Source organism: Natrialba taiwanensis DSM 12281 (assembly GCF_000337595.1).
In the GTDB taxonomy this organism is placed as follows: Archaea; Halobacteriota; Halobacteria; order Halobacteriales; family Natrialbaceae; genus Natrialba; species Natrialba taiwanensis.
Genome location: NZ_AOIL01000034.1, coordinates 41,789 through 55,465, shown reverse-complemented (window position 1 = coordinate 55,465; position 13,677 = coordinate 41,789). Strand labels below are relative to the sequence as shown.

The 13,677-nt window shown below is 65.7% G+C and carries 13 protein-coding genes; 1 reads left to right on the top strand and 12 read right to left on the bottom strand.

The features are described from left to right. Positions 1–140: 140 nt before the first annotated feature. The 12 genes from C484_RS09795 to C484_RS09740 all read right to left on the bottom strand — a co-directional run bounded on the left by C484_RS09795 (position 141) and on the right by C484_RS09740 (position 12,359). Complete coding sequence (locus C484_RS09795) at positions 141–1,235, bottom strand: mandelate racemase/muconate lactonizing enzyme family protein (protein ID WP_006825777.1); 1,095 nt, start codon at positions 1,233–1,235, stop codon at positions 141–143. A 70-nt stretch (positions 1,236–1,305) separates the two neighbouring features. Further along, positions 1,306–3,519 carry an LUD domain-containing protein gene (locus C484_RS09790; RefSeq protein ID WP_006825776.1) on the bottom strand — a complete coding sequence of 738 codons (2,214 nt, stop codon included), beginning with the start codon at positions 3,517–3,519 and terminating at the stop codon, positions 1,306–1,308. Beyond that, entirely contained in the window at positions 3,512–4,024 is a 513-nt protein-coding gene (locus C484_RS09785; RefSeq protein ID WP_006825775.1) for an LUD domain-containing protein, read from the bottom strand. Before C484_RS09785 ends, C484_RS09790 begins: the two co-directional genes overlap by 8 nt. A 114-nt stretch (positions 4,025–4,138) precedes the next feature. Continuing rightward, entirely contained in the window at positions 4,139–4,570 is a 432-nt protein-coding gene (locus tag C484_RS09780; RefSeq protein WP_006825774.1) for a universal stress protein, read from the bottom strand. Positions 4,571–4,620: 50 nt separating this feature from the next. Further along, positions 4,621–5,646: an NAD(P)-dependent alcohol dehydrogenase gene (locus C484_RS09775; protein WP_049915274.1), complete on the bottom strand. Its 1,026-nt coding sequence runs from the start codon at positions 5,644–5,646 to the stop codon at positions 4,621–4,623. A 186-nt stretch (positions 5,647–5,832) separates the two neighbouring features. Then, positions 5,833–6,969, bottom strand: coding sequence for a UxaA family hydrolase (locus C484_RS09770; RefSeq protein ID WP_006825772.1), 1,137 nt, complete (start codon positions 6,967–6,969; stop codon positions 5,833–5,835). Further along, positions 6,969–7,280, bottom strand: coding sequence for a UxaA family hydrolase (locus tag C484_RS09765; RefSeq protein ID WP_006825771.1), 312 nt, complete (start codon positions 7,278–7,280; stop codon positions 6,969–6,971). Before C484_RS09765 ends, C484_RS09770 begins: the two co-directional genes overlap by 1 nt. Then, the gene (locus C484_RS09760; protein WP_006825770.1) at positions 7,277–8,464 is read right to left on the bottom strand and encodes a UxaA family hydrolase; all 1,188 of its coding nucleotides are present in this window, start codon (positions 8,462–8,464) and stop codon (positions 7,277–7,279) included. Before C484_RS09760 ends, C484_RS09765 begins: the two co-directional genes overlap by 4 nt. Before the next feature lie 90 nt (positions 8,465–8,554). Then, positions 8,555–9,859, bottom strand: a complete 1,305-nt coding sequence (locus C484_RS09755) for a TRAP transporter large permease (RefSeq protein WP_006825769.1) — start codon at positions 9,857–9,859, stop codon at positions 8,555–8,557. Beyond that, positions 9,852–10,415 carry a TRAP transporter small permease gene (locus tag C484_RS09750; protein ID WP_006825768.1) on the bottom strand — a complete coding sequence of 188 codons (564 nt, stop codon included), beginning with the start codon at positions 10,413–10,415 and terminating at the stop codon, positions 9,852–9,854. The genes C484_RS09755 and C484_RS09750 overlap by 8 nt, the downstream gene beginning before the upstream one ends. A gap of 54 nt (positions 10,416–10,469) precedes the next feature. Next, positions 10,470–11,477 carry a TRAP transporter substrate-binding protein gene (locus C484_RS09745; protein WP_006825767.1) on the bottom strand — a complete coding sequence of 336 codons (1,008 nt, stop codon included), beginning with the start codon at positions 11,475–11,477 and terminating at the stop codon, positions 10,470–10,472. A 93-nt stretch (positions 11,478–11,570) separates the two neighbouring features. Continuing rightward, entirely contained in the window at positions 11,571–12,359 is a 789-nt protein-coding gene (locus C484_RS09740; protein WP_006825766.1) for an SDR family NAD(P)-dependent oxidoreductase, read from the bottom strand. Between the two features lie 183 nt (positions 12,360–12,542). Between C484_RS09740 and C484_RS09735 the strand changes: the two genes are divergently transcribed. Further along, the gene (locus tag C484_RS09735) at positions 12,543–13,505 is read left to right on the top strand and encodes a mannonate dehydratase (protein WP_049915267.1); all 963 of its coding nucleotides are present in this window, start codon (positions 12,543–12,545) and stop codon (positions 13,503–13,505) included. Positions 13,506–13,677: the final 172 nt, after the last annotated feature.

Sequence of the window (13,677 nt, the reverse complement as noted above, 5' to 3'; positions counted from 1 at the left end):
CATATGGTTGTAATTCCCGAGGACCAATCCGTGTGGACACGTCCCACGCCTTGTCCAATATCGTTAGACCCGGGTATGAGAAGTAATCGCGTACGCCTTGATGGTCGCTACCACGGCATTCGACCGATTGCCATCGTGGATCAATCCACCCTGTACTCGCTCGCGCCCTCGAAGGCCATCCCGTGGCCCGGCCGATCCGGCGGCCGGATCTTGCCGTCCTCGACCGGAACGGGGTCGGCGAGCAGCTCGTCCAACACGGTCGAATGGTGCTCGATGTAGGGGACGTTGTCGACGGCACGTGCGAGGTGAGCGTGGAGCGGTTCGATGAAGTGGGGCGACACGGCGAGGCCGGTCGCAGCCGCCTGCTCGGCGACGTTCATCCACGGCGTGATCCCGCCCACGCGGCAGACGTCGGGCTGGACGTAGTCCACCGCGTCCTGCGCGATCGCCTGCCGGAACTGCGTCTCGTTGTAGAAGTTCTCGCCGGTGGCGATCGGGACATCGATTCGCTCCCGAAGGTCGGCATACGACGCGTAGTCGCCCTTCGGGAGCGGTTCCTCCAGCCAGGTTATCGCGACATCGTCCAAGCGCCCGGTCAGGTCCCGCGCCTCGGGCACCGTGTACGAGCAGTTGGCGTCGAGCATCAGGTCCAGGTCGGCCGGAAGCGCGTCCCGGACGGCCTGCACGCGCTCGACATCGCGGTCGACCGACGATCCAACCTTCATTTTCATCCCCGCGAACCCATCCTCGGCAATCCTCCGCGCGTTCTCGACAAGGGTATTGGCGTCGTACTGGAGCCAGCCACCGTCCGTCTCGTACATCCGTACCGCCTCCCGGCTCCCGCCGAGCAATTCACATAGCGGGAGCCCCGTGACCTTCCCGAGTAGGTCCCAGACGGCGACATCGACGGCCGCGACGGCGAACTCGCTGATGCCCTCCCGCCCGATGAACGTCGTCTCCCCGCGCAGGTTCGAGCGCACGGTCCGCGGGGCGACTGGCTGTCCCTCCAGTAGCGGGACGAGTTCGTCGTCGAGGAACTGCTTCGTCGCCGCACCGCCGCGGCCGATGGTGTAGGTGAATCCGAGGCCGCGGTGGCCGTCCTCCGATTCCAGGGTGACCGCGATGACCTCCAGCGTGTCGAACGACTGCGTGGCGTCCTCCAATGCCTGCTCGTTCGGCACGCGGTAGAGGTTGGTGTCGGCAGTGCGTATCGTATCCGTCGCCGTCCAGCTCATGGCTCGTTCGGACATCGCCTCCCCGGTACAAATCAGTTTCCCGCGGCTGGGGGTGACCCGTGCGCTGTGCCTACCGGCGTTCGGGGTCGAGCAGCTCGACCGGGTGGTGCGTCTCCGGGGACAGCAGCGAGTCGAGCTGCTCCATACAGGAGGTGCCGCTGGCGACAACCGTCCGCTCGTCGGCGGCCCCCTCGAACTGGTCGGCCAGCGTCTCTCCGACATCTATGCTCAGGTCGTAGTACTCACTCTTGTAACCGAAGCTCCCAGCCATCCCACAGCACTCGACGTTGGAGGTGAGCACGTCGTACCCGAGCCGCTCCAGCACCGCCGCAGTGTACCCCTCCAAGCCGAGCGTCCGCTGCTGGCAGTGGCTGTGGTACGCGATGCCGTCGCCGTCACCCGCGGGCAGGACGTCGGGGTCCGCACCGTTCTCCAGCAGGCCGTAAGCGTACTCCAACACCTCGTAGCTGTTCCCGTCGAGCCGCTCGTACGCAGCTTCGGGGAGCAGCTTCTCGTATTCCCGGCGGAACATCGCCAGGTCGCTGGGCTCGACGGCGACCACGTCGTACCCGTCCTCGACGTACGGCAAGAGCGACTCCGCGACGGTCTTGGCCTTCTTCTCGGCCGTGGCAATCATCCCCTGGGACAGCGGCGCGCGGCCGGAGCCGCCCACGTCTGGGACGACGACCTCGCAGTCGAGCGCCTCCAGCACGCGAACTGCGGCCTTCCCGCGCTCCGCCCGGACGTAGTTCGTGTACACGTCCGGATACAGCGCGACGCGGCGTTCCGGATCGGCGACGCGGGGCTCGCGCGACGCCGCCCACTCGCGGAGCGTGGTGCGCCGGAACTCCGGCAGGTCGCGCCGGGCGTCGATCCCCAGAACCGACTCCATCGCCTTTCGCGCGAGCCCCGTCGAGGCGACGGCGTTCGACAGCGGCGCGGTCGCGCTACCTATCCTCGCCACCGTCTCGAAGTTCCCGAAGAAGCGCTTGCGGAGCGGCGTACCGGGTTCCTCCTTGTCCGGCACGAGGCCGTCGACTAGCATGTCGTCGAAGCCGGGGTCCTTCCCGCGATTGATGCGGTCCCGAACGACCGTGTTGATCCACGGGATATCGATCTTCACCGGACAGGCGTTCACGCAGCGGGAGCAGCCAGTACAGAGGTCGTTGAACTCCGCCGCAACGTCGTTGCCCTCGATCCCAGCCTCCCAGCCGGTGGCGATGCCGCCCGTGTATGTCTCCCCGCCGAAGGCGTGGCCGCCGACGGACTGGAAGTTCGCACACGAGTTCGCACAGGCCCCACATCGGATGCAGTACAGTGTCTCGCGGAGGTCGTCATCCTCGCGCATCTCCCGCCGCCCGTTGTCGAGCAGCACGAGGTGGAAGTCGCGGTCCGCATCGCTGTTCCCGAAGTACGACTCGTCCCTGCTGTCGAAGTCGATCGCAGGCGTGTCGACCGGCGGTGTCAACAGCGACAGGTACTGCGGGATGTCTTGACCCGTCGCCGACCGCGAGATGAGCTCCGCGAACGGCTCCAATTCCGCGATCGATGGGATGATTTTCTCGATCCCGGCGACGGCGACGTGCGTGTCGGGGATCGACGCACACTTGCGGGCATTGCCCTCGTTGGTCACCAGCGCTATCGACCCGCTCTCGGCTAGGACGAAGTTCGCGCCCGTGACCCCGACCTCGGCGTCGTCGATGCACTCGCCGAGGTACTCCCGTGCAAACGCCGTCAGCTTCTCCGCGGAGTCGAGCGACTCGTCCGGGTCGAACTCCTCCTCGAACAGCTTCGTGATCTCCTCGCGGGACTTGTGGAGTGACGGGCCGACGATGTGCGACGGCGCCTCCTCGGCGACCTGGATGACGAACTCGCCGAGGTCCGTCTCCCAGACGTCGAGTCCGTCGGCCTCCAGGGCCTCGTTCAGGTCCATCTCCTCGGTAGTCATTGACTTCGACTTCACGACGCTGTCGGCGTCGACATTGTCGGCTACCTCGGCGAGGTACTGGTTCGCGTCCTCGGCGTCGTCGGCGACGTACACCGTCCCTCCGTTCGCCTCGACGGCCTTCCGTGTCCGGTCGATGAGTTCGGGGAGGCGCTCGATCGCGTCCGCTTTTATCTCTCGCGCCTGGGTGCGGTTGTCCTCGTGTGCGCCTTCGCCGACGGCTTTCACCGCGTCGTACCGTTCCGTGTTGAATAGGCGCGTGTTCTCCTTTATCTCGTCGCCTTCCGATTCGAGCAGCGTGCGGATGCGGTCGGCATCCAGTTGTTGTGATTCACTCATTGTCTCTGACGATGATGACGTGGACCTCTTTCGGCCCGTGGACGCCCTGGACGAGCGCGCCCATGTCGCCCGTCGAACTCGGCCCCGTCGCGAGGATGAACGACTGACAGTCCTCCTCGAACTCCGCCCGGAGCCAGCCGAAGGCGTCCGACAGATCCGTCCGCAGGTCGCTCGCCCTGACGACGACTACGTGCCGCTCCGGGTACAGCGCGATGAACTCGTCGCCCTCGGCCCGGGACTCGACCGCGACGGTCCCCAGCGAGGCGATGCCCATGCGCGACCCGCTTACGCCTGTCACCGCCTCCCTGAGCCGGGAGGGAGACGGATCGAGCGTCACCGGCGCGTCCGCGATCGAGAGGCCGTCGAACGGCAGTTCGGCCCCGACTGCGGGGGGCTCGACCAGGTCGGCCACCGTCGACACCAGCTCGTCGGGTGCAACGGCGGTCGACGCCGTATTCAGGCGTGACAGCGACTGCTGAAACTGCTCCACCGAACCCGTGCTCATACCTTCTCCATGGATTGTATCGAAATAAGTCTTGCATTGTTCCTGTCCGTTTCGGCCGGGGTCGGCCCACCGGACCGGCGGTTCGTGGTGACTTCACGGTCGACCCGCGGCCGCCTACTCTGCCTCCATGACGGTGACAACCGGGCGCTCTGTGTTCAGCAGGATCGACTGCGTGACGCTGCCGAACAACGCCTTCCCGGTCGGGGACCGCGCCCGCCCGCCGACGACGACATACCGCGCGTCAATCTCGTCGGCGTACTCGACGACCTTCTTTCTCGGAGTTCCGACCCGGCCGACGACCTCGTAGTCCGCGTCGAGTGCCTCGTCTATCCCCTCGGCCGCGGCGGCCGCAGCGTCGTCCTCGATGGAGCCCTCGGACCCGGTCTCCCGCACGCTGGATCGTTTCTCCACCAGCCGCGTGTACTCGGTCTCCTCGATGACGTGGACGAGGTGGAGTTCGTCGTCGAACGCCCGTGCGAGTTCATCGGCCTGCGCGGCGATCGCTGTCGACTGATCGGAACCACTAATCGCTGCAACGATGACCATGTTGAATGGAGGTATCCATTCAAATATAAATGTTAGCCTGGGGGTCCGCCTCAATCCATCGAGATCATGCCCTTGACCACGACCGGCTCCGCGGCCCGCTCGAACGCGTCGCTCACGCGGTCGAGCGGCAAGTCGAAGTCGATGATCTCCGCCGCGTCCACGTCACCGCCCGCTATCAGGGATATCGCCGTCGGGTACGTGTTGGCGAACCGGTAGCTCCCCCGCACGTCGACCTGCCGCCGAACCAGTTCAAACGTGTCCACCGGCACCTCGGTGTCGGGTGCGAGGCCGACCAGGACGACGGTGCCGTCCGGCCGCGTAACGTCAAGTACCGACTCGATCGCTGGCGGGGCCCCGGTCGCCTCTATCGCGGCATCGACGCCCGTTCCAAACGCCTCGCGGACCGCCGCCGCGACATCCGCCTCGCGGCCGTCGATAGCCAGGTCGGCCCCGCGGTCGACGGCCCTGTCGAGTTTCGAGTCGACCACGTCGACGACGGCCACGTCCGCCGCGCCCGCCGCCCGCGCCACGTCTGCGGCGAGCAGCCCGATCGGACCCGCGCCCATGACGAGCACCGAGTCACCAATTCCCACGTCGGCGCGCCGCACGGCGTGGACACCGACGCTGATCGGCTCGCACAGCGCCCCCTCTCGGGTGGAGACGGCGTCCGGGAGGCCATAGGCGTACTCTGCGGGCCAGGCAACGTACTCCCTGAACGCGCCGTCGGTGCCGGGCGTCGCCATGAACTCGACGTCCCGGCAGAGATTGTACGTTCCCCGACAACAGTACTCGCACTCGCCGCACGGAACGCCGGGTTCGATCGCGATCCGGTCGCCGACAGCGTGGCCGTCGACGTCCGCACCGACTTCGACAACCGTGCCCGCGCTTTCGTGTCCGAGCACCAGCGGCTCCTCGACAGCCCGGTCACCCATCCGGCCGTGCTCGTACCAGTGGATGTCGGAGCCGCAGATGCCAACATCGCTCATTTCGACGAGCACCTCCGATGGGCCGGGCGCGGGGCACTCCCTGGCGTCCAGTTCGAACGTCCCCGACTCGACGAGCGACACCGCTCTCACGCTCGCCACCCCTGTACCGCAGAGACATCTCCGTGGATCCGTTCCGTCGCGTCGTCGCCGGGCGTCGGCTCCCAGCGCTCCTGTTCCGCCGTTGACTGTCGTTCGAGCAGTACCATCTCATCAAGTACTCCGCGAGTGGGCAACCTAAGCTTTGTGTCCACGCCGCCGCCAGCGGTACATGGTCCTCTATAGCGACGGACCGATGCGGCTGACGGCGAACGACGTGAGTCCATGCTCCTCGCTGGCCGTCCGGCCGCCGTCGGCGACACGAGCGATCTCGGACAGCAGCGCATCCGCGTCGGCCCCGCGGGCGTCGAGGTCCATGTCGTCGGCGAGCGCGTCCGCCGTGGTCCCGTCGCCGGTCACCTTGAGGACCGGGACGACCGGGTGGCCCGTCGGTACCCCGTCGGCCGTGACGTGGATGACGACCGACGCCCCAGCTGCCGCGAGCGTGGTCGCCGCCTCCTCGAAGCGGGCGGGGGAGTCGACCAGCGTCACCCCGGCGTCGGCCGACGCCCGGCCGCCATACGGAATGAACTCGTCGACGTTCATGCTCCCCCAGACGCCGACGACCTCGTCGAACGGTGCGTCCGCAGCATGGCGGGCGATCCGTCGTACGTTCCCGGGGCGGCCCGTGTGACGCTTTCCGACCTCGCAGATCGCGTCGGCGACGTCCGCCGTCGTGGCGCGGTCAGCGGCGGCGTCCGTGTGGGGGGCGAGCCGCTCCGTCCCGGCGACAATGACGCGCGCCCCGGCGTCGACCAGCGCATCGACGGCCTCGCCCACGAGCGGATCCGCAACCGCGCGCGTCGAGCCATCAAGGTCCGAACTCACGACACCGACGGTGAGGTCCGCAAGCCCAGCGCCAGCGCGGTCCGCGTCCGCCGCGGCGTCCGCGAGGTCGGCGGTCGCGGCGACGCCCTCCTCGACGCAGGGTTCCGTACCGCCCGCGTCCTGGATCGCCGTCTCGCGGACCGCTACACCCCGCTCCCCGATCCTGTCGGCGAACGGGCCGCTCTGAAGGTGTTCGCAGCCCAGCCCCACGACGAGCGCGCCCGCGATGTTCGGGTTGCGGGCGAGGTTCAGGAGCGTCCGCTCCGTGCGCTCGTGGTCATCGCCGACCTGACCGCAGCCGTGGTCGTGCGGGGCCGCGACAGCGTGGTCGTGCTCCGCGGCGATCCGCTCGGCGACGAGGTGCGAGCAGATCACCGATGGGACGACCAGTACGCGGTTCCGCACGCCGACGCGCCCGTCCGATCGCCGGTACGCGTCGAACGACGTTCCCGGGACGCGCCGCCGTGGGGCTCCACTCGGCGCCGACATCAGGCCACCTCCCTGTCCGCGGTGCGGTCGCCCCGGCCGCGCCTGCTCTCGCAGTTGTGCGTGTGCACCCACTCACCGGGGGCGATCGGCTCAACGGCCTCGCCGATCATCTCGCCGTACTTCACGACGGCGTCCCCCGGCTCCAGTGGGACCAGCGCAACCTTGTGGCCGAACGGGATGGCCTCCGCGAGTTCGACCGTCCGGTCGTCGTACGGTATCCCCGTCCCTGCATCTAGGTCGTCGATGGCCGTGACGACGTTGTCCTGCGCGGCCATGTGCAGCCCCGCGTCGCCGAGGACCGTCCCCTTCATGCGTCCCCCCGCAGCTCGGCGAGTTCGTTCGGCTGGAGCTCGTTGACCGCGAACTCCTCCAGTTGGCGGCGTTCCGCGGCGGTCCGCTCGCCGCTGGCGACGTCAAGCAGCGTCCGGTAGATCCGCTCGCCGACCGAGTCGATCGGCTCGCCGTCGATGACGCCGCTCGCATCCACATCCATGTTCGCCGCGAGTCGGTCCGCCGTCTTCGGGTTCCCGGTCACCTTGATCACCGGGGCTAGCGGGTTCCCGGTCGTCGACCCTCGCCCGGTGGTGAAGGCGACGACCTGCGCCCCGCCTGCGACCTTGCCGACGACGCTCTCGATATCGTACCCCGGCGTGTCCATCAGCACCAGACCGCCGCCGACCGGGAGCCGCTCGGCGTAGTCCACGATACCGCGGACCGGGGTCGTCCCGCCCTTCGAGATGGCCCCGAGACTCTTCTCCTCGATGGTCGTCAGGCCGCCCTCCTGGTTGCCGGGGCTGGGCTGTGCGCCCCGCAGGTCCACGTCCATCAGTTCGGCCGTCGCCTCCCGGTGATTGACACGCTCCAGAAGCCGCTCGCGGACCGCCTCATCCACACACCGCTCCGCAAGGACGTGCTCCGCGCCGATGAACTCCGGCGTCTCCGAGAACGTCGCCGTGCCGCCGTCTCGGATGAGGCGGTCACAGGCTGCGCCGACCGCGGGATTCGCCGCGATCCCGCTCGTCGCGTCGGAGCCGCCGCATTCGACGCCGAAGACGAGTTCACTTGCGTCGCACTCCTCCCGGCGTCGGTCGGTAATCTCGGCGTGGAGGTCGCGGGCCAGCTCGGTTCCCTCGTCGACCGCTGCGGCCGTTCCGCCCGTCTCACGGACTGAGAGTGTCTCGACGTCCCGCCCGGCGGCCGCCGCCGCATTGGCGACGGCGTCGGCGTCCACCGTCTCCGTGCCCAGCGACACGACGAGTGCTGCCCCGACGTTCGGGTTGCAGGCGACGCCCGACAGCGTCCGCTCGACCTGTTCGCGAGCCGCCTCGGGCGGGTCCGTCCCCATCTGGTGGGGCGTGGCGCTGACGTTTGCGGCCGTCCGGTCGGCGACAGCCTCGGCGACCGGCGACGCCGTGACCGATATCGGTATCACTGCGACGTAGTTTCGTACCCCGGCGGGACCGCTCTCCCGTGGGTATCCATCGAACGTTGCCATGGTTGGGTCTCTCCGTCAACCAGGAAAAACGTTTCCGTCAGCGCAGCCGTCGCCGGGTGACGGGGCGGACAATCGAGCGTGGGCGCCACGTCAGGCGCCCATCAGCGTGGTCACCGGGTACGTGACGATCTCCGGGATGAAGATGGTGAGCAGCAACACCAGGAGGATCGGCACGTAGTAGGGCAACACCGCTTTCATCGCCTCCTCCAGTGTCGCGTCGGTCACCTTCTCCAGGACGAAGAGGATGACGCCGAACGGCGGGGTCAACAGCCCGAGCATCAGCGTTAGGATCATCACGATGCCGAAGTGGAGCGGATCAATGCCAGTGATGTCCAGGATTGGCATGAAGATCGGAACGAGGATCGTGATCGCGGCGATCGTCTCCATGAACGTCCCGACGACGAGGAGAAGCCCGACCAGCAGCAACATTACGACCGTCGGATCGCTGGAGAAGTTCGTGATCGAATCGGCCATCAGGATCGGCAGGCGGAGCTGGAGGGCAACGAGGCCGTACAGCGACGCGACGCCGATGATGAACGTCAGCGAGAACGTCTCGACCATCCCGTACTGGAGTTCCTCGAAGAGCCCCTCGAGGGTGAGATCTCTGTAGACGAACATTCCGAGGAGGATGGTGTATACGACGGCTATTGCGCCCGCTTCGGTGGCGGTGAATGTGCCGGAGAGGATCCCGCCGATGATGAGGAGCGGCGCGAACAGCGGGAACACCGCCTCCTTCAAACTCTTCCAGAAGTCAGCGAGGTCGAAGGAGTCCTCGGTCTCGTACTCCCGCAGATACACGAACAGGAAGACGAGCGCCATCAGGAAGACGCCGATCAGGATACCGGGGATGATCCCACCCAGGAACAGCTGGCCGATCGACTCCTCGGCCAGCACGGCATAGATGATGATAGGAACGCTCGGCGGGATGATCGGACCGATGATGGCCGACGACCCAGTGACGCCGAGCGAGATGTCTTTTTCGTACCCCTGGTCGCGCATCGCGGCGTACTCGACGCGGCCAAGCCCCGCAGCGTCGGCGACAGCGAGGCCCGACATCCCGGAGAAGATCATGCTCGCGACGATGTTGACGTGGGCGATCCCGCCGCGGAACTGTCCTACCATCGAGTTCGCCAAATCGAAGATCCGCTGAGTCATCCCGATGCGGTTCATCAACCGCCCGAGCAGGAGGTAGAACGGGATCGCGAGTAGCGTAAAACTGTTGAGCCCGTAGAGCAACTGCTGGGAGATGAGGCCGTAGTTGAGGCCCCTTCCGAAGGGGGAGAGCATCACTAGGACGCACGTCGCGCCCATCGCAATCCCGACCGGGACGCCGAGCGCGTACATGACGAGGAGCATTCCGAGGAACAGGGTGCCGATTACGAGCAGCTCACTCATCGGCTATCCCCTCCTCGAACTGGGCGGCGGCGTTGTCGGTCCTGGACGCCGCTATCTCGCGTCCCAACGTTACGATGTCGATCAGAGCATAGATCAGCATCAACGCAATGCCGATCGTGATCCCGAGATAGAGGTGACCTGACGTAACGGCCTCGATCCCGCCGATCGACGTCGTCCAGTCGCCGATGGTTGTACGGATGGCTCCCCAGAGGGCGACTGACAGGAAGCCGATGACGATCAGTTCGCCCAGAATTTGAACTATCAGACCGACACTGGAGTTCCACCTCGTAAGGCGTTCGAGGAGGAATTGTATCGAGATGTGTTCGTTGTTCCGGACGGCAACGGCAGCACCCAGGTACGTCGCGACGATGAGTACGAACCGTGCCGCCGGTTCGGTCCAGTGAAGGAACCCGAACGTGGGGAGGCTCAACAATCGAATGAAAACTTGAAGCGTGGTCAAGATGATCGTGAACGTAAACAGTCCCGTCGCACTGTAGAGTACGATCTTGTCGAAAACGTGATCGCGCTTCAGGTCGAGTGATTGGTCGATTTCCATGATCAGTGAAAGGGTGGTGATTGTCGGTATGTAACATGCGTCGCCGGTTCACAGTTACATGTTCCGGACGGTTTCCCAGTCGAAAGCCCACGTCTCATCGAACAGCTGTTCCACGGCGGGCGCCGCCTCCTCCTGAAACGCTTCAGTGTCGACGTCTTCGATGACCTCCATACCCTGATTACCGAGCTCGTCGATCAGTTCTTGCTCGCGCTCCTGGGACTTCTCGGCGGCGGACTGCGTCGCTTCTTGGCCGACCTCCATGATCAGATCCTGGTTGGTCTCGTCGAGCCCCTGGTAGAAGGACTCGTTGATGTAGATGTTCCCGTTCGCGATCAGGTGGCTCGTCAGGCTCAGGTGGCTCTGGACCTCGTGAAGGTTGAACGAACTGATCTGTTCCGCGCCGCCCTCTGAGGCGTCGGCCGTGCCCTGTTCGAGCGCACTATACAGTTCGTCCAGCGCGACCGGAGTCGGTGAGGCACCGACCTGCTCCCAGGTCTGGACCCACGGGTCGAGTTCCGGGAGACGCAGATTGAGCCCGTTGACGTCGCCCGGTTCCCGGATCGGCGTGTTCGACGTGAAGTGCCGAGCACCGCGGTAGATCTGCTGGCCGATCGGCCGCTGGTTTCCGTTCTCGATGAGCGTGTCGTGACCCTCTTGCATCTGCTCACTGTCGAGCACCGAGAGCAACTGATCGTAGCCCGAGAGGACGAACGGGCAGCCAAAGAACCAGTACTCTGATGCAAACTGGTAGTAGGGGAAACTACCTGCGGAGTGCGCCTCAACACCGCCTTGGCTGACGACCTCGCCGATCTCGTCTTCCGACCCGTAGGAGCCGCCAGGGCTGATCTCAACGGAGATATCGCCGTCGGACTCCTCCTCGATCTGCTCCTTGAAATTCTCGGCGGCCTGGACCAGGATGTGACCCGGTTCAAATGTACTGGCGATCGTCATCTCGACGCCGCTGCTGCCACCGCCGGCACAGCCGGCTGTTGCCGCGATTGCGCCTGCGCCGATGCCGTTGATTACCGAGCGTCTACTGACACCAGAAGCTCCATCTAACATGGTTCATCACACAGGTTCAGCCTTAATGGTAAAAAACTTCCCCCTGTGGAGAATTTCGCCACCACTCTATCGAGGATGGCGCGTTCGACGCCGCTACGCGCGGTTCTCGCAGTACCGCCACGCGTCCGAGGTCCACCCACCGTCGGCCCGAAGCACCTCGCCGGTGACGTAGTTGTCGACCCGCGCTAGGAAGCTCACGCAGTTGGCCATCTCTTCGACGGTGCCGTATCGCGCCATCGGCGTCCGCCGCCGGATGTCGGTGTCGGTATACTCCGCCGAGTCCTGCGTCTGATCTGTGATGTCCGTCTTGATGAATCCCGGCGCGAGCGCATTCACGCTGATGCCGTCCTCCGCCCACTCCACGGCGAGGGTCCGGGTGAGGTTGATGACGCCCGCCTTCGCCGCGCAGTACGGCGCTCGCATGTGAAAGCCCATCTCACCCATCATCGATGCGACGTTGACGATTGCCCCGCCGTCGTCCTGGGAGAGCATCTGTCGCCCCGCGGCACGGCTACTGATGAACACGCCCGTCAAGTCGACATCGACCACCCGCCGCCAGTCCTCAATGGTGATTTCCTCCGCCGGACCAAGCGTCGTCATGCCCGCATTGTTCACCATCACGTCCAGCGAGCCGAAGCGGTCGACGGTCGCCTCGACCATCGCCGCCACGTCATCCTCGTCGCTCACGTCGGCCTGCACCGCGACGGCTTCGCCGCCTCGGTCGGCGATTTCGTCGACAACCGACTCCGCTTGCGTCTCGGAGGAGCGGTAGTTGACCACCACCGACGCCCCCTGCTCCGCGAGCTTGGTTGCGATTCCGCTACCGATACCTCTCGATGCGCCCGTGACGATGGCCGTGTCTCCTGCGAACGTGTCGCTCATTCGTGATCCATCGAAGACTCGCACGGCGGGGAGTTTCTATTTTTCCCTCTTTTCCGCTGTCCTGATCGTTCCGCTCGCATATCGCGGGCCCACTCGCTCGCCATACCTCAGCTCCCCGCCGCCCGTTCGGCAGCAACCCGACTAAAAGAAAGCTATTTAACCGTGGTTCCAATTCGTCACGCTATGGTCGACTTAGCGGTAGTCCTACCGCCACAGCCGGACGAGAGATGGCAGATAGCCAAGCAGATGGGCGTAGAAAACGCCGTCGTACACACCCTGGAGATCGGCGACGGAAAGACCACCTGGTCGTATCACGATCTGCTACATCTCAAGAACTGGTACCAGGACGCTGGGCTCGACGTCAGCGTCATCGAGGGGAGCGTCCCCCTGACCGACCGCGTCAGGCTCGGGATGGAAGGACGCGACGAGGACATCGAGGAGTTCAAGGAGTTCATCCGGCACTGCGGACAGCTCGATATCCCGGTCGTCTGCTACGACTGGATGGTCGGCATCCGCTGGGCGCGCACGGAGGCCCACGTCGAGACTCGGGGCGGCTCGCTGGTGACCGCGTACTCGAACGATCGGATGCACAGGTGTAGGGCGGGACCGGCGGTCGACGCCTCGCGCGAGCAGCTCTGGGACGCGCTGGAGTACTTCCTGCAGGAGGTGACGCCGGTCGCGGAGGCGGCCGGGGTGAAGCTCGGACTCCACCCGGACGACCCGCCACGAGAGTCAGTGGGCGGTGTCCCCCGAATCATCAACAGCACCGAGGCGTACCAGCGCGTTCTCGACAGCTACGATAGCGAGCACAACGGCATCACGTTCTGTCAAGGCAACTTCGCCGCGATGGGCGTCGTTCTCCCAGAGACAATCCGGCGGTTCGGCGACCGCATCAACTTCGTTCACTTCCGGGACATTGAGGGCGACGCTGACGACTTCGTCGAGACGTGGCACGACGAGGGCCCCCGCGACATGCTCGCGGCGATGGAGGCTTACCAGGACGCCGTCGACGACGACGTGGTGATGCGCCCCGACCATGTCCCGACGATGGTGGGCGAGGATAACTCTAACCCCGGCTACCACACGAAGGGACGGCTGTTCGCGGTCGGCTACATGCGAGGCCTGCTAGAACAGACCCAGCGGTAGTACGACTGACGCGTCGTCGGCCTGCCGCGTCGGCGCGCAAGCACAGAGTTTCTCTCACCCGTCCAGTGTGACGGCTATTCGTTGTTCCGCCATAGTCGCCCCTCTCCTGTGTCCCTCAGCCAGTCGTTCATGCTTATCCGCCGCTTCGCTGGCACCCTCACGGCGGCCGTTG

Bases quoted from the DNA above. Each gene is read 5' to 3' on its own strand.
- C484_RS09785 (WP_006825775.1), bottom strand. From the start codon at position 4,024: ATGAGCACGGGTTCGGTGGAGCAGTTTCAGCAGTCGCTGTCACGCCTG.
- C484_RS09795 (WP_006825777.1), bottom strand. From the start codon at position 1,235: ATGAGCTGGACGGCGACGGATACGATACGCACTGCCGACACCAACCTC.
- C484_RS09780 (WP_006825774.1), bottom strand. From the start codon at position 4,570: ATGGTCATCGTTGCAGCGATTAGTGGTTCCGATCAGTCGACAGCGATC.
- C484_RS09735 (WP_049915267.1), top strand. From the start codon at position 12,543: ATGGTCGACTTAGCGGTAGTCCTACCGCCACAGCCGGACGAGAGATGG.
- C484_RS09755 (WP_006825769.1), bottom strand. From the start codon at position 9,859: ATGAGTGAGCTGCTCGTAATCGGCACCCTGTTCCTCGGAATGCTCCTC.
- C484_RS09765 (WP_006825771.1), bottom strand. From the start codon at position 7,280: ATGAAGGGGACGGTCCTCGGCGACGCGGGGCTGCACATGGCCGCGCAG.
- C484_RS09760 (WP_006825770.1), bottom strand. From the start codon at position 8,464: ATGGCAACGTTCGATGGATACCCACGGGAGAGCGGTCCCGCCGGGGTA.
- C484_RS09770 (WP_006825772.1), bottom strand. From the start codon at position 6,969: ATGTCGGCGCCGAGTGGAGCCCCACGGCGGCGCGTCCCGGGAACGTCG.
- C484_RS09790 (WP_006825776.1), bottom strand. From the start codon at position 3,519: ATGAGTGAATCACAACAACTGGATGCCGACCGCATCCGCACGCTGCTC.
- C484_RS09745 (WP_006825767.1), bottom strand. From the start codon at position 11,477: ATGTTAGATGGAGCTTCTGGTGTCAGTAGACGCTCGGTAATCAACGGC.
- C484_RS09750 (WP_006825768.1), bottom strand. From the start codon at position 10,415: ATGGAAATCGACCAATCACTCGACCTGAAGCGCGATCACGTTTTCGAC.
- C484_RS09740 (WP_006825766.1), bottom strand. From the start codon at position 12,359: ATGAGCGACACGTTCGCAGGAGACACGGCCATCGTCACGGGCGCATCG.